14 protein-coding genes are annotated in these 16949 nt (G+C 39.9%); 10 read left to right on the top strand and 4 right to left on the bottom strand.

Features of this window, described 5'->3' with window-relative positions; translation table 11 throughout:
• Positions 1-594: 594 nt before the first annotated feature.
• Entirely contained in the window at positions 595-1929 is a 1335-nt protein-coding gene (locus VK159_RS21510; RefSeq protein ID WP_324232232.1) for a DUF2339 domain-containing protein, read from the bottom strand.
• A 252-nt stretch (positions 1930-2181) separates the two neighbouring features.
• Between VK159_RS21510 and VK159_RS21505 the strand changes: the two genes are divergently transcribed.
• Complete coding sequence (locus tag VK159_RS21505) at positions 2182-4338, top strand: carboxy terminal-processing peptidase (protein WP_324232231.1); 2157 nt, start codon at positions 2182-2184, stop codon at positions 4336-4338.
• 49 nt (positions 4339-4387) lie between these two features.
• On the opposite strand, the gene VK159_RS21500 is transcribed toward VK159_RS21505, so the two are convergent.
• Positions 4388-5410: a GntG family PLP-dependent aldolase gene (locus tag VK159_RS21500; protein ID WP_324232230.1), complete on the bottom strand. Its 1023-nt coding sequence runs from the start codon at positions 5408-5410 to the stop codon at positions 4388-4390.
• 281 nt (positions 5411-5691) lie between these two features.
• On the opposite strand from VK159_RS21500, the gene VK159_RS21495 reads away from it, so the two are divergent.
• The 9 genes from VK159_RS21495 to VK159_RS21455 all read left to right on the top strand — a co-directional run bounded on the left by VK159_RS21495 (position 5692) and on the right by VK159_RS21455 (position 15561).
• Positions 5692-6552: a sigma-70 family RNA polymerase sigma factor gene (locus tag VK159_RS21495; protein WP_129132464.1), complete on the top strand. Its 861-nt coding sequence runs from the start codon at positions 5692-5694 to the stop codon at positions 6550-6552.
• A gap of 171 nt (positions 6553-6723) precedes the next feature.
• Positions 6724-7614 carry a DUF4249 domain-containing protein gene (locus VK159_RS21490; RefSeq protein ID WP_324232229.1) on the top strand — a complete coding sequence of 297 codons (891 nt, stop codon included), beginning with the start codon at positions 6724-6726 and terminating at the stop codon, positions 7612-7614.
• Between the two features lie 90 nt (positions 7615-7704).
• Complete coding sequence (trxB, locus tag VK159_RS21485) at positions 7705-8646, top strand: thioredoxin-disulfide reductase (protein ID WP_324232228.1); 942 nt, start codon at positions 7705-7707, stop codon at positions 8644-8646.
• A 58-nt stretch (positions 8647-8704) separates the two neighbouring features.
• Entirely contained in the window at positions 8705-9055 is a 351-nt protein-coding gene (gene folB, locus VK159_RS21480) for a dihydroneopterin aldolase (protein WP_324232227.1), read from the top strand.
• Positions 9056-9064: 9 nt separating this feature from the next.
• The gene (locus tag VK159_RS21475) at positions 9065-9823 is read left to right on the top strand and encodes a hypothetical protein (protein ID WP_324232226.1); all 759 of its coding nucleotides are present in this window, start codon (positions 9065-9067) and stop codon (positions 9821-9823) included.
• 57 nt (positions 9824-9880) lie between these two features.
• A complete protein-coding gene (locus VK159_RS21470) occupies positions 9881-12076 on the top strand; it encodes a B12-binding domain-containing radical SAM protein (RefSeq protein ID WP_324232225.1) in 2196 nt (731 codons plus the stop codon).
• 95 nt (positions 12077-12171) lie between these two features.
• Positions 12172-12819, top strand: coding sequence for a protein-glutamine glutaminase family protein (locus tag VK159_RS21465; RefSeq protein WP_324232224.1), 648 nt, complete (start codon positions 12172-12174; stop codon positions 12817-12819).
• Between the two features lie 133 nt (positions 12820-12952).
• Positions 12953-14464, top strand: coding sequence for a fibronectin type III domain-containing protein (locus VK159_RS21460; protein WP_324232223.1), 1512 nt, complete (start codon positions 12953-12955; stop codon positions 14462-14464).
• A gap of 125 nt (positions 14465-14589) precedes the next feature.
• Entirely contained in the window at positions 14590-15561 is a 972-nt protein-coding gene (locus tag VK159_RS21455) for an energy transducer TonB (RefSeq protein WP_324232222.1), read from the top strand.
• 7 nt (positions 15562-15568) lie between these two features.
• Here the strand turns inward: VK159_RS21455 and VK159_RS21450 are convergent, their stop codons facing one another.
• Positions 15569-16375, bottom strand: a complete 807-nt coding sequence (locus VK159_RS21450; protein ID WP_324232221.1) for a metallophosphoesterase family protein — start codon at positions 16373-16375, stop codon at positions 15569-15571.
• Between the two features lie 49 nt (positions 16376-16424).
• Positions 16425-16847, bottom strand: a complete 423-nt coding sequence (locus VK159_RS21445) for a hypothetical protein (protein ID WP_324232220.1) — start codon at positions 16845-16847, stop codon at positions 16425-16427.
• Between the last annotated feature and the right edge of the window lie 102 nt (positions 16848-16949).

The following is a 16949-nucleotide window of genomic DNA, read 5'->3' as shown; positions in this document are numbered from 1 at the left end:
AAAGTCAACACGCGGGCGGTTTCTACCGCCCGCTTTCATTTTTATCAAAATGGTTGGGTGGTTAATAAAATACTCTTTGACGCTCTTTATCCGCTGAATATTGAATAGAAATGTGTTAGAAGTATTTTTTTGGTTCACAGTTTAACTTGAGTCATTGGTTAAGCCATAGCCTTTGAAATCCCCATATTCTTTAATAATATATGAACTTAATCGTAATTGCAGATATTATAAAATCATTCTTTTTTGAATAGTATATTGATCGTTTTGAGATTTTTGTATTTTGAAAAGAACAACAAAAGCCGACGAAATTCCTGCTGTATTCATTTTATCGTTAACTGGAGGTATTTCCTTTGCTTTCATAATTAAACGAAGGAATTCATTGGATGGTCGATGTTTTAATTGAAGATACTATTCCAATTGAAAGCATTATACAATTCTATAAAACTGCTTTAATGGTATGGAAATTATCGTTGGATTAAATGAACCATATCGTTATGTAAGATCGATGATGACAAAATTGCCTCGATGTCAATTATGAAAAGGTTCGAACTGGCGGTAGTCATCCCGACTTCTGGTTTACTTCTACTATTAAAGTTATTGCTCATCTTTCCCAAATAGCAATTGTTTGTATTTCTGGTATAAAAAAGAGATCACCAGTAATACTGCTCCAATTGAAATCCAGGTAATGATCTTTTCAATCGTGGAAAATCGCATACTATCTATTGCTGCCAGTTTAATAATTGTTATTGCAAACAACGAAAAGGAAAGAAAACGGAGCATACTAATTTTCAACATGAAACCTGCAATAAACAATAATAAAGCTGCAATTATCCAGAGTACAGAAATAAGAATGCCATCATATTTCACCGGTATAAAAATGATGAGCAACACGATGCCGGCTAACAGGTAAAATCTGCTCAGGCTGCGTTGTGTCTTCAAAAAGAAATAAACTCCCGCACTGATTGTAAAATGCAGGAAGCTCAATGCCAGGGCAATGTTTGCATAGGTGGAAGCTTCATTGCTTTGTTTATAGAGTAGTAAGACAGCGCTGTAAAAAAATACACTTAACAGCGAAAGCAGGAAGTAATCTTTCTCCATTAATTTTTTTGAACGGAGTAAATTGAACCCGCAAATGGTAATGGTGAATTGAATAAAAAGTGCAGCGGAAAACATCATTCCTGTATTAAACCAGCTGGTATCGTATTTGATCACCAGCCATGATAGTAAAATAAGCCAGCTAAAACCAAATGACAAGTACTTGAGCCACTCCCAGTTTTTTCTGAATGAGATGAACAGTATGCCGCAATTGATAACAAACAGGTATGTGAAGAGTGCTGCAATATTCCCTGAATCTCCGCCAACTAAAAAGGGAATACCATACGCACCAACCAATGCAAGTATTGCAATTTCCTGTCGGTTGAAGCGTAAAGAGATCCAGACAGTTGAAATGGTGAGCAACACCATCAATGAAAAAGTAAATGGTCGTGACAGGAAACCATAAAACTCAAATGCACCATATGTAGTAAAATAAAAAGTTGCCGCTGCTCCACTGAATAAAATGGCACTGAACGCTTCATATTTCTTATGAAGAAAAAAACTAAGAGCAAATAATACAATGCCGGCTAAATAAGCAAGAATGATGCGCAGGAGAGGAGAGATAAGATTTTTGTCCACTGCAAACTTTACACCTATCACAATTCCGATCAAAAGAACAATGATGCCTACAAAATTGAGGAGCTTTAAACCAATGAACTGCTCTATGCTGAAGGATGGTTTTGTAACTGACCTGGATGTTGATTGTTGAGTTACATTGTTGCTTGTATTCAAAAAAGACCTTAATTCATTTTTAAGAATATTGAGCTGTTGTCTGTTCAATTCCTGTTGTTGCTCCAAATCACGGATTTTCCGGATGAGTTCTTGTAGTTGCATATCGGAATTTTCTGTCATGAAGCTAAAATAGCAAAAGCCGGTTAGTTGATGTGGTTTGTTCGAAACTTGCTGTTGCTATGAGGGGGAAATAATGTGTGTAGGCATGTTCTTAGCCCGAAACAGACCATTTTAGGGCACAGCTTTTGACCAAACAGCTTGTTAAAAGGCTTTATTTGTACAAACGGCTAATAAAAGGACGCCTTTTCTCGTTAATTTTACGATTATTGTTTTATGTCAAATTTTATCCAATATATGTTTAGTAAAAAGAGTTTGCTGATCATACTGGTCCTCATGTTGGGGGGCAGTATCTTTTACGCCGTACAATCATCCACTACCCGTAATGAACCTACAAACCGTTTCGAACGCATTCTGCAGCTGATCGGTGAGTTTTTAGAGGAGGGGCATTATAACCCCAAAAAGATCGATGATGCATTTTCAAAAACGGTATTTACCAAGTTCCTGAAGGATCTTGATGCTGATAAGAGTTATTTCCTGAAATCTGATATTGAAGAATTCAAGAAATTTGAAACCAAGATCGATGATGAGATCCATGGTGCACGACTTGAATCATTTTATGCCATCAATACGGTATACAAAAAGAGAATGGAAGAAGTGGCTTTGATCTACAAAGACATCTTACAAAAGCCATTTGATTTTTCTGTTGAAGAAAAGTATATGGATGATGATGATAAACGTGTTTATGCAAAAACAGAAGCTGAGCGCAAAGAAGCCTGGCGTCTGAAATTAAAATATTACACACTCGACCGTTATGTTGATCTTGTTGAACAACAGGAAAAAAATAAGGGTAAAGATGGTTTTGTTGCGAAAACAAACGCCCAGATGGAAAAAGAAGCACGTGAAAAAGTGTTGAAGACTTTTGATCGTATGTTCGATCGTTTCCGTAACCGATTTAAAGATGAGGACCGTTTCAACTACCTGGTGAATGCTATAACTGAAACCATGGATCCTCACACAAGCTATTTACCACCATTGGAAAAAATTGCTTTTGATGAGCAAATGAGTGGCGGCGAATTCTTTGGTATTGGTGCATCTTTATTGGAAGAAGATGGCAATATCAAGATCACAACGATTGTGCCTGCAGGTGCAGCAGCAAAATCTGGTGAAATCCAGGTTGGAGATATTGTGTTGAAAGTGGCACAAGGCGCTGCAGAACCACAGGATCTTACCGGTTTTGAAGTGCCTGATGCAGTACGTTTGATCCGTGGTAAGAAAGGAACGGAAGTTAGACTTACTGTTAAAAAGCCAAGCGGTGCCATTAAGGTGGTAACCATGATTCGTGAAAAGATCGACCTTGAAGAGAACCGTGCAAAGAGCACAATCATAAAAGGACCGGACAATCATAAGATCGGTTATATCTATCTTCCTGCATTCTATGCCGACTTCCAGGATGCAAACGGCAACCGTTGTGCACAGGATGTGGCAAAAGAGATCATCAAGTTGAAAGCTGAAGGCGTAAATGGTTTGATCATTGACCTTCGTACCAATGGTGGTGGATCTTTAATGGAAACTGTTGAAATGGTTGGGTTGTTTATTGAAGACGGACCTGTAGTGCAAGTGAAAAGCAGAGATGAATCACCAACGATCCTTCGTGACAGAAATAAGAATGTTTTATGGGATGGTCCGCTTACTGTAATGGTAAACGAATTCAGTGCATCAGCTTCTGAGATTTTTGCCGGAGCTATCCAGGATTACAAACGTGGATTGGTCGTGGGCAGCACATCTACTTATGGTAAAGGAACTGTTCAACGTAATATTGAACTCGACCGTGCAAGCTGGACAAGTAATAATCCATCTGAACTCGGAAACATTAAATTGACACTTCAGAAATTCTATCGTGTTACAGGTGCAAGTACGCAGTTGAAAGGTGTTGTGCCGGATATTGTACTGCCTGATCAATATGAATATCTGAAGCTTCGTGAAAAAGACGAGCCATTTGCATTAACATGGGATGAAATTGGCAGTGCACAATACAAAGTATGGAAATCTGATTTTGATTTTAATTACATTGTTCAGCAAAGCAAGCAACGCATCAGTCAAAGCCCTTCATTCAAGTTAATTGGTGAAAAGAGTGATTGGTTATCGAAGTATGATGATAAGCATTTCTCATTGAAGGTTGATAAGTTCCGCCAGGAAAAGAAAACTTTGAGCAGTACTATTCAAACAATTGATTCGTTAACTAAACTGACAGCACCATTAGAGGTGTCGAACCTTGAAGTTGATCTTGCAGCTATTAAAGGAAATACCAATAAAGAAGAACGCAACAAGTCATTTATCAACCGGCTTAAAAACGATCTTCATCTTGGTGAAACTGTAAACATCATGAACGATATGATTCAGCAGTACTTTATTGCGCAGAATAAACAAGCTGCACGTTCAGACAGTAAATGATAATTAATAAATTGATTTTAATAAGTAAAACCCCGGCACACGCCGGGGTTTATATTTTTTTCAGTAATTCTATTGTACGTTGAACCATGTCCTCTGTTATATCGAGATGCAGCACAAAACGTATCTGCTGTTTGCCCATGGTAAAGCACAGAATACCATTCTCTTTTAGCTTCTGCACAAGTTCTTCAGCATTCACATGATTTTGTACACGAAAAATGACAATGTTGGTTTCAACCGGCAATACCGTTTCAACGATAGGGTTATTCAACAAAGTTGCTTCAATGAGCTTTGCATGTTGATGATCTTTTGCCAATCGATCAACATGATGTTCTAATGCATATAAGCCTGCCGCAGCAATGATCCCTGCCTGGCGCATACCACCCCCAAATACTTTACGGATGCGTCTTGCTTTTTTTATCTTTTCTTTTGTTCCGAGCAACACGCTGCCGATAGGTGAGCCAAGCCCTTTACTCAAACAGATCGAAATCGAATCGAAAAGCTGCCCGTAATCGTTGGCTGATTGTTGTTTTGCTACCAATGCATTGAAAAGCCTGGCACCATCAAGATGTAGGATAAGGTCATTAGCCTTGCAGATTTCTTTTATGGCAGCAATATCCTCGAGCTCATAACAACTGCCACCGCCACGGTTGCTGGTATTTTCCAGCACAACCAGGCTGGAAATGGCTTTATGCACATCATCACGGTTATTAATAGCATCCAAAACATGGCTTGCTTTTATTCGACCACGATCACCCTGCAATAAACGAACAGATGCGCCTGAGTTAAAAGCAATGCCGCCACCTTCGTATTGATAAACATGGCTCAGTTCATCACAGATCACTTCGTCGCCGGGCTGGGTGTGCATTTTAATTGCAATCTGGTTGGTCATTGTGCCCGATGGACAGAACAACCCGGCCTCCATTCCAAACAGTTTTGCGGCTGTTTCTTCCAACTTATTAACAGTGGCATCTTCACCAAACACATCATCACCAAGCTCAGCCTGCCACATAACTTCTTTCATCTGCTTTGTGGGTTGTGTTACTGTATCGCTTCTTAAATCAATCCATTCCATATCAATCAATTATTAAATTTGCAAGTTAACCGTTTATGTAAAATTATTGTTTGAAAATAAACCTTCTGAACCTTTAATTTGTTGTTTATCAGTGTTAAGTTTCCACTGAAAACGATACAAGGATGCCTATATGAGCCTCAATTATTCACATGGGCTATGAAAAACGGCGATTGATGATTAACTTTGCTCTCGGTTACAGTGGATTCTTAACGAGATTTTCCCAACTCCCGGTCGATTTTCCCTGTCTTAGTAACGTTTCAAACAATTAAGAGGAATTTAATATGCGGCAGCTCAAAATTGCAACTCAGATTACCAATCGTGATTCACAAGCGGTTGAGAAGTATTTACAGGAAATCTCAAAGATTCCCATGATCACGCCCGAAGAGGAAACAACTCTTGCGCAGCGGATCAAAATGGGTGATCAACGGGCTTTGGATAAATTGGTACAATCGAATCTTCGTTTCGTGGTATCGGTAGCAAAACAATATCAACACCAGGGTTTATCATTAAGTGACCTGATCAATGAGGGTAACCTCGGTTTGATCAAAGCTGCTCAGCGTTTCGATGAAACCAAAGGTTTTAAATTCATTTCTTACGCTGTTTGGTGGATCCGTCAATCAATTCTGCAGGCTTTGGCTGAACAGGGTCGTTTGGTGCGTTTACCACAGAATAAGATCGGTACTTACAATAAAGCAAACAAAGCATACATGGCGTTTGAACAGGAACATGAGCGTGAGCCTTCTACCGAAGAGTTGGCTGATATCCTGGAAATGAGCGAAACAGAGATCAACAATATCTTTCAAAGCAATACCCGTCACACTTCTTTAGATGCACCTGTGCACGAAGCAGAAGATGTAGCTATGGGTGATTTGCTGGAAGGCAGCGATGATACTGATGAAGATGTAATGAAGGATTCTTTGCGTAACGAGATCCGTCGTGTATTGAAATCACTCAGCCCACGTGAAGCAGAGATCGTAAATGCTTATTTTGGATTAGATGGCGAAAACGGTGTTACCATTGAGCAGATCGGTCAGAAATATGATCTTACCAAAGAACGTATCCGCCAGATCAAAGAAAGAGCGATCAAACGTTTACAGAAAGCCCGCTACAGCAATGCGCTGAAGAGCTATCTCGGAAATTAATTATAATGGGTATTAAGTATCAACCCCGGCCTCAGTGTCGGGGTTTTTTATGTCTTAAGCGGCAGTAAAAGGGCAATTATTTATATCGGGCGAAGTCGAAAGACAAATTCAAATAAACAATTAGCATATTCTTCATGTTTATCTCAAAAGATCATCCCGTAAATTTGACCTATGCAACGACTTGTATTGCTCAGCAGTTTCTTATTTATTCTGCTGGGTTGTGAAAAGAAAGTAGATTTTGACCTGAAAGACGCCGATCAGTTACTCACTGTTGACGCTTCCATTGAAAACGGGCAGGACCCCGTGGTGATTCTTACAAAAAGTCTCAACTATTTTTCCAAGGTTTCAGCTGATGTGATCAGTAATTCACTGGTGAAGGATGCTGAAGTATATATTTCTAACGGTGGCACAACGCATCAGCTTCGCCGATACGATGTGGTAATACCCGGAACAACCGTTCCATTCAGTTTTTACAGCAGCGATCCTGCAAGCCCGTTAACGATCATTAAAGGAGAATTGGGCAAGCAATACCAGCTTCGCATTGTTTGGCAGCAAAAAGAGTATAAAGCCACAACCAATATTCCGCAGATCAGAAAAACGATTGATTCATTATGGTGGTTAAAGGCGCCCAATACTCCTGATACCAGCAAAAAGATAGTGGTAAGGGCAAAAGTGACAGACCCCCAGCCGTTTGGTGATTATGCACGCTATTTCACCAAAGTAAACAGCGAACCGTTTTTGCCGGGGTTTAATTCGGTGTTTGATGATGCGTTTGTGAATGGCACAACTTATATGGTTGATGTTGACCGTGGTATTGATCGTAATGTTGACCTTGATTTTGATGAGTATGGGTTTTTCAAAAAAGGAGATACAGTTACCGTTAAATTCAGCAATATTGATAAAGCCACATTCGATTTCTGGCGAACTGTAGAATTCAGTTACCAGAGTATCGGCAACCCTTTTTCATCTCCCACCAAGATATTGGGCAATATCAGTAATGGAGCTTTGGGTTACTTTGGCGGTTATGCCAACCAGTTTACTACGGTTATTATTCCCCGCTAATTATCCACACCAGCTGCGCATGTAACCACGGTTACATGTCAATTGGATGGATAGGACTATTTTTGTCGACTTAAAAATTTGAAGACGAATATGGAAGCAGCAGAAAAAGTACATTGTTTGATTATTGGATCAGGTCCTGCAGGTTACACCGCCGCTATTTATGCATCAAGGGCGAACCTGAAGCCTGTGTTATATCAGGGAATTCAACCCGGCGGACAGTTAACCATTACAACAGAAGTGGAAAACTATCCCGGTTATGCAGAAGGAGTACAAGGCCCGGAAATGATGGTTGATTTTGAAAAGCAAGCAGCACGCATGGGTGCCGATATCCGTTATGGATTGGCAACAAAAGTTGATTTCAGTTCAACACCACATAAAGTTTGGATCGATGATGAAAAACTCATTGAAGCAGATAGTGTGATCATTTGCACAGGAGCAAGTGCCAAATGGCTGGGGCTTGAAAGTGAACAACGACTCAACGGTTATGGCGTAAGTGCATGTGCCGTGTGCGATGGTTTCTTTTTCCGAGGGAAAGAAGTAGCCATTGTTGGTGCAGGCGACACTGCGGCAGAAGAAGCATTATACCTCAGTAAGCTTTGTTCAACAGTGCACATGTTGATTCGTAAAGATGTAATGCGTGCAAGTAAAGTAATGCAGGATCGTGTACTCAACACGCCGAACATTAAAGTTTACTGGAACACAGAAACCATCGAAATACTTGGTGATAATAAAGTAGATGGAATGAAAGTGTTGAACAATAAAACAAATGAAGAATCGGTAATACCTGTTCAAGGTTTCTTTGTGGCGATTGGTCATGAACCAAACTCCGCCATCTTCAAAGACTTTATTGATATGGATGAAGCCGGATATATCAAAACTATTCCTGGTACTTCTAAAACAAATGTAGAAGGCGTGTTCGCTGGTGGTGATGTGCAGGATAAAATTTATCGACAGGCAGTAACCGCTGCAGGCAGTGGTTGTATGGCCGCATTGGATGCAGAACGTTATTTATCAGCAAAAGGAGTTGTATAATTTTTTGTTGTGAAAAGATAGTCCCGCCGATACAGCGGGACTTTTTTATTTTCGGCACATGATAGCCGTTCATTTAAAAGAGTTGAAATTTCATGCACATCATGGATTATATGCCGGAGAAGATAAAACAGGTGGTCCGTTTGAAGTAAACCTTTCTGTGTATTATGAACCTGCGGGACCAATCACATCTATCGGGCAGACAATCAATTATGTGGCTTTGTTTGAGATCGTAAAGCAACGAATGATGCAAAAAAGCAGTCTGATAGAAACGGTGGCACAGGATATTTGTGATACGATTAAGACCCGTTTTCCCGTTATTATGGAAATAAAGGTGGAAATTGATAAGTGTTCGCCACCCATTGAAAACTTTCAGGGTAAAACCGGCATAACCTTGCACAAAACATTTTAACCGGATCACATGAAGAAAGTCATTGTTGTTTTTTTTAGTGCACTCATATTTACGGGTGTTTCGTTTGCACAGTCGGTTGAAGAACTTGTGAGGCAGGGCGATATGCTCGAACGGCAATTAAAAGAAGAAGAAGCCTACCAGAAGTTTAAAGAAGTAATTAAACAACAACCTACCCATTTGCATGGATTAACACGTTGCAGCGAATTGGCCAGTCGCATTGGCCGTCGTCAGTCAACGAAAGAAAAGCAAATGGATTTTTATAAGGCCGCAAAGATCTATGCTGAACGTGCATTGCGGGTGAATCCAAAAGACAGTGATGCCAATGTAGCCATGTCGTTTGCTTATGCACGAATGTCGTTACTCAAAAACGGGAAGGAAAAAGTAGAATACGTTCGTGAGATCAAGAATTATGCAGACAGGGCACTTACTTATAATCCACAAAATTTTAAAGCACTGTTTGTGATAGCCCGCTGGCATTACGAAGTAAGTAATTTGAACGGGATGGAGAAGGCTGCTGTAAAAGTATTCTTTGGTGGATTGCAAAAAAACTCACTTGACTCAGCAGTATATTATTACGAAAAAGTAAAAGCATTAAGCCCGGAGTTTGTGTTGAACTATCTTGAACTGGCAAAGGCGTATCACCGTAACAACAAAAAAGCAAAAGCAATTGAAACGCTGAATCATTTACTGCGTTTGCCCAACACTGCTGCAGACGATCCAACCATTAAATCAGAAGCAAAACAATTGCTCTCCACCTGGAAAGCCTAAGCATCCGGGGGTTATGGAAGAAAAATTTCCTGTACGTTTGCAGATTAATCGCCACATTTGAACGCAACGGTTTTTTTATTTACGCCTCCTTTTACACAACTAAATACGCCGTATCCTGCAACGGCCTACCTGAAAGGTTTTCTCAATACAAAAGGTATATCTTCTTTTCAAAGTGACCTTGGTATTGAAGTAACGCTGCAACTGTTTTCAAAGAAAGGCTTGTCAAAAATATTTGCATCCATTCCTGATGTACAAAACGGTTCTGCCAACGCCAAACGTATGCTGGCTTTGAAAGAAGAGTATATCAAAAGTATTGATGATGTGGTTTTGTTTCTGCAGGGAAAAAATCCAACTATTGCACATTTGATCGCTTCACGAAACTTATTGCCTGAAGCGGGACGATTTGCCGAGCTCACCGATTTTCATTGGGCATTTGGTGCAATGGGTTTACAGGATAAAGCCAAACATATTGCTACGCTTTATCTTGAAGACCTGGCCGATCTCATTAAAGAATGTGTGGATGAACATTTTGGTTTCAGTCGCTATGCCGAGCGTTTGGGCAGAAGCGCCAACAGCTTTGATGAACTGTATGCTGAACTGCAAAAATCTTTAACGCTTGTTGATGAGTTATTAATTGAACGGCTGCAAAAACATATTGAAAAAGTGCAGCCGAAATTCGTTGCCATATCAGTTCCATTCCCCGGTAATTTGTATGCAGCGTTCAGAAGTGCACAATGGATAAAAGCAAATCATCCACACATTAAGGTTACGATGGGTGGAGGTTTCCCGAATACAGAATTGCGTTCACTCAAAGATGCACGTGTATTTGAGTTCTTCGATTTTATTACGCTAGATGATGGCGAAGCACCAATTGAACAACTGTTGAAATTTATTGCTGGTGAAATTGACGCAACTCAATTGAAACGCACATTTTTATTGCAGGATGGGATCGTTACTTATATCAACAACAGTTCCTGTAAAGATTATAAACAATCCGAAGTCGGCACACCTGATTATACCGATCTGTTACTGCACGATTACATTTCAGTAATTGAAGTGGTGAACCCCATGCACAGTTTATGGAGCGATGGGCGTTGGAATAAATTAACCATGGCGCATGGTTGTTATTGGGGCAAATGCACCTTCTGCGATATTTCACTCGACTATATTAAACTCTACGAACCCATTGCTGCAAAACTTTTATGCGACCGCATGGAAGAGATCATTGCACAAACAGGTAACAATGGTTTTCATTTTGTTGATGAAGCTGCACCACCTGCATTGATGCGTTCATTGGCGTTAGAGATCATTAAACGAAAATTAGTAGTTAGCTGGTGGACGAATGTGCGTTTCGAAAAAAGTTTCACCCGTGATCTTTGTCTGCTGTTAAAAGCAAGCGGTTGTATTGCAGTGAGTGGTGGATTGGAAGTTGCGAGTGATCGATTGCTTGCACTTATCAACAAAGGCGTTACTGTTGCACAGGTTGCAAAAGTGAACAAACATTTTACCGAAGCCGGTATTATGGTACATGCTTATCTTATGTACGGTTTCCCAACTCAAACTGCGCAGGAAACAATTGATTCATTGGAGATGGTTCGGCAGATGTTTAAAACAGGTGTGTTGCAATCAGCTTTCTGGCACCAATTTGCCATGACGGCTCATAGCCCTGTTGGAATGAACCCCGAACACTTCAACGTCAAGAAAGCAAAAGAAGTTGCGATTTTATTTGCTGATAATGATGTTGAGCATATTGATGAAACAGGAGCAGATCATGAAAGTTTCAGTTTTGGGTTGAAGAAATCATTGTTCAACTATATGCAGGGACTTTGTTTAGATGATCCTTTGCAAAAATGGTTTGATGTGAAAGTGCCAAAGACAACGGTTGCAGCTGATCATATCGTGAATGTGTTGCTCGATGATGAAATTCCATTATTCAAACCTGCCGCTAAAGTTGTATTCCTGGGAACGGTACTGCAATCGGAAGTGATCACCAAATCAAAAAAGGGAAGTAGCTGGGAAGTGTTACAGATAACTTTCGCCACAAAAAAAGAAAACATTACTATCAATACCGATACTGCAAAAGGAGAGTGGTTGCTGCAACTTTTACCCAAACTTTCTGTGCAGCATGATAAGCTGCTGAGTATGCAGGAAATAAAAGACGAATATGAACAGCAGGGATTGGAGGATTTTGAATTGTTCTGGGATAATAAACCGGTAAGTACTTTGTATAAGGCAGGGTTGTTGAAGCTTTAGGTATGCATACCGGAAAGCGATTCATAAACATTTTCCATTCGCCATAAGTATCGCAATCTGTTTAGCTTCCCCGGCAATGCATTACCTTCATTGTAATGGATGAAGTTTTGGTTCCTACACTTTTTGATTATCTCTTATCTGATACTACAAATCCGGATGCAACCGTAACAAAAGAAGAAGCGGAGAAGCTGTTTACATTTTTTCAAAACCATCCTCTATTTAAATGGCATGATGTACATAATAATTGCGAAGCAAGAGCTGATGCTGTTTGTGTGTTGTTAGATGCATGGTCGATTCCCAATTACAAAGCATGGGTGTTCAGTGGTTATTTTCTGCGCAATCATATTGGCGGGTTAAACCAGTTATGGAACTATCATGTTGGCGCATTGCTGCAGGTGAAGGAAGATGACAGAATAACTTTTTACGTTATTGATCCTGCAACATCCAAACAATTACAAACCATTTACGATTGGGCTGCGGCAGTAACCGCTTATCCGCATAGTTATCATCTCATCAAATCAGCCGATCAATATATTTTTCCTGCCGGCAAAATTCAGAAAGATAACTGGCATGCACGTGACCGGCAGAATGGCAAATGGATGGTGCAGGGACTTGCAGGCATCAATGCCGTTTCTCCTGTTGGGAAAGCACGGTTGTGTTTTAATAAGAACAGGATCAAAGCAACTGGGTTAAAACTTAGAGCGTTGAAGGCAAGTAAGCCTTTTTCCCCCGGCTCATTATAAACTATTATTAAGGTTAAGTATAAACACCTGTGCCCGATCAGTACATTGCGTTCCGGCAGAGGAAAAATTGTTCAACAACAATTTGTTTATTATTCTGTTTCCCTTTTCTTTGCTCAAATTTTTTCTAATTAACATGAAACAAATCTGTATCCTCTTTCTGCTACTTGCATTTGCTGCTTGTAAAAAATCTGGTGATGCCGCAAACAAAGCACCGCAAAGTTTCACAGTATCAGTCTCTGATGTAAAGTCAACGAGCGCCCAATTAAACTGGACTGCTGCAAAAGATCCTGAAAATGAAGCCGTAACTTATTCGGTTGAATTAAAAGGTCAATCCCTTGTTACGTCTTTAACCAGTACGAATTTTAAACTTGAGGATCTTACTGAGAACACAAGTTATACAGGTAAAGTAATTGCAAAAGATGCATCTGGTAATACTACTGAATCAAGTTTCAGTTTTTCAACGGTTAACTCTCCAGCGCCTTCTGCATTTACGGTAACACTTTCAAAAGCCACGTATAAAGCAATTGATATTATCTGGAATGCATCAACATTGCCGGATAACGGAACTGTTTTTTATGATGTGTATGTGAATAATGTTTTGAGGTCAGGGAGCATTCCCACGCTGAATTATACAATCACTGCATTGCAGCCACAAACCCAATACACGATAAAAGTAGTTGCCAAATCAGCTGCGGGCAAGAGTACAGAAAGTACGTTACAAACCGCAACTACTGTTAACCAGGCTCCCGGTGCTTTTACCATCAATAAAACGGAAACAGGTGTTACGACCATTACAATTGACGGTACTAAACCAACAGACCCCGAAAATGAGCCGCTGAGTTACTTTACAGTTATTGACAATATAGAAAAACAAATATATCCAACCAATACTACTGGCACAACATTTACTTATCGTATCGAAGGTTTAACAAGCGGTCAGCAGCACAGCATTGCCGTAAAAGTAAAAGATGAAGGTGGTGCATCCTCCACCAGTAATACCCTGACAGCAACAACATATAAAAGCCCTGAGAATAATTTTGCAATTTCACCTGTTGCAGAAGGTACAAAGGTTGCCATTGAATTTATTACTGTCACGGAAGAAAAAATCAGTACAACTTTATCAAGATATTCAGTAGGTGACGACTGGAGAAGTTTTGCAACGGCACAAATTACCTACACGTCTCTTCCTGATAATAAAACAAAGGTGAAGATCCTGATTGATGATGCAGACCTGCGCACACTTTACAATAGAAAGTTTCAGCTGAATCTTCGCTGGACTCCGGAAGATATTTCAACCTACAGTACTATTGTTTATTACACGCATTTTACACCCACCTCAGCCACAGTTAGCGCTGCGACTATTAAAGGTCCCGGTGCGTTTCCTCCACAATGGACCATTAATTTCAATAATTGTGTGATCAGCGATTACAGCAGTTGGGACATAGAAACGATCGTATTCGATAACATAGTGATCAGTGCTTTTGCTGGATTTGCTATCTGTGATCCTGCAAAGACGGGGTATTATACAGGTAATGTAACTAATGCACAATACACTTATTTAAAAACGAAAACAGACGGTTACCTTATTGTAAAAGATGCTGGCGGATACCACAAACTGAATTTCACTTATACCTGGCAGGATTAATCGATCAGCTTATTACTTTATAACGCCCGCTTTTTGGGCGTTTTTTTATTGTGATTGTTTTATAACTGTGCCGTTATTGTAATAGCTGTGTATTAAAATGTTTTCAGACTTCTTTAATTTTAACGATGCGAATTTCTCATAGCCTTGCCGGTCTTGTATTATTTCTTTTTAGTTTCCCTGCGGTTCATGCACAGCAAACTTCCTTTGAAGGAATTGTTGACTACCAGGTGGAGGTTACATCGAAAATAAAAGGTGTAAGCGATGAGAGTATGCGTAAGATGTTTGCATTGGGGCCTGTTCAGAAAGTGTACATCAAAAAAGGAAACTACAAACGGGACAACAGTAAAGCGGTTGAGTTTCATTTAAAAGATTCTTCGGCACCACTTATTTTATTCAAAGGAATTGATACGATCTACAAAGCAATTACAGGCAATGAAGATTCAGTCGTAGTAAGTGTAAAGAAAGAAGATAAAACGGTAATGATTGCCGGTCGTCCCTGTAAATCGCTTATAATTAAACGGGCAAAAACCGTCAGTACTTATTTTTACGATGCCTCACTGTACCAGGATCTGGCTTTCAACAGCGGAAATAATATGGGCGATTATTCTGTGTTTTTAAAATCAACCAGCAGTGTTTATTTAAAAGTGATAACAGAATTTGAGTATGCCACACTTATCGAAACAGCCTATCGTGTAGCTCCGGGTAAAGTAGACGATGCCGTCTTTACCTTGCCGCCTTTTCCCATAACAATATTTTATCCCGAAAGCTTTTTACAGCCTGCAGCATATAAAAGTGTGGAGGACTGGAATAATTATTTACAAAAGAATATCAACCTGAAACTTGTAAGTAAGTATGTAAAAATTCCGAAGGGTCAACAATCAGCTGACCAGGTGGCTGAAGTAAGTTTTGTTATACAATCCACCGGTTCAATTGGAGATGTTACGGTCACTAATTCAAAAGAAGTACATCCTGCGCTGGTTAAAGAAGCAACACGGTTAATTAAAGAATCGTATGGTTGGAAACCAGCTACCATACACGGCGAAAAAATTGATTCCTGGGTTACCCAGAAAATTACATTTCGGAGTACAATAGAATAAATTGTGACTATAAATTATGCCTGTTTAAAACAGTTCCGTCCTTCACTGTTTTGAGACAGGTAACTGTTTTACCATCTTCAGCAACTTCACATACACGGTACGATGGGAAGGGGTTGCCCCAGTTGCCACCAAAATGTCCCGACCATAAGAATGGTTTTTTCTTGTAAAGCATAATGCCATCCACATCATGATCATGGCCGTGAAAAGTTGCTTTTACATTAGGATATGCAGCGATGGTATCCAGCAATTCAGAACAGGAAACACCGTGCTGCGTCCACGTATTTTGGGAGATATGAACAAAGAGAAACACTTGCGGTAAGTTTTTAAACTCTTCCAGTTTTGATTTGGCATACTCAACATTTGCGCAGAGATACTTACCTGCTTCGTTAGAACAATTGAGAAGAATGATACCGTGTTTTTCTTTTGAAACAAATGCAAAATCTTCAGGATGTTTCCATAGTTGCAGCCAGTTTTCCGGACTTATTCTGTCGTGATTACCTCTTGCCACATAGTAAGGTACTTTCAATGTATCATACACTTTCTTTACATCCGGCATAAGCTCGGGCTTATCATGAATGAGATCTCCATTGAACACCACAAAGTCAACATGTTCTTCTTTACCGATCGCTTCGATGAGGTTGCGATGCGAAGTTTCAAAATCGGTATTTGGCTGACCCCAATGTCCGTCAGAGGCGGTGATAAACTTAAGCCTTGGAGTTGCTGAGTTTTTTGTTTCTCCAAAGCTGAGGTATGGCGCTGCCAAAAGCGATGAGCTAAATAAACTAACCTTTTGTAAAAAGAGTCTTCGTTGCATGTGATGAAATTAAGAATTGAACATGAAAAAATCAGGAGCTAACAATTTCTTATTCTGGGTTTGCCTGTTGTTCTGTTGCAACAACTGGTTTCCTGATCAGAAAGCCGATGGCAGCATACACAATCCAGATCGCAGAAAAATAGATAAGCCCTTGCAGGTTCGATGCAACATCTTCCGGATCAAACCGGCCATGAATACGTTTATGAAAATATTTGTTTGAATATTCCTGCGCCAGTTCAATAGCGTAACCAAACATATACAGGAAACCAAAGATGAATGCGTGAATGATGAAATTGCGTTTGGCAAACAGGATGTTTAAGAAAGCTGCAGCAAGAAAATAAAATGCAGCATGCATTTCTTTATCCATACCACGGAACATCGACGGTAGCTTGAGCATAAAACCAATTATGGCAATGCCGAAACAGAAAACAGTAATAAATAGTTTTTGCCAGATGCTAAGGTTTCGTTTCATACAAACGGAAGGAGTGGTGATTGGACTGTAAGATAAAACTTTTCAGAAAGCGTGCGTTTGTATACAAAAAGACCATGCGTACCTACGGCACGCTGTTCATCT

Source organism: Lacibacter sp., assembly GCF_035299325.1.
GTDB lineage: Bacteria > Bacteroidota > Bacteroidia > Chitinophagales > Chitinophagaceae > Lacibacter.
This window is presented reverse-complemented; position numbering and strand designations above follow the sequence as displayed.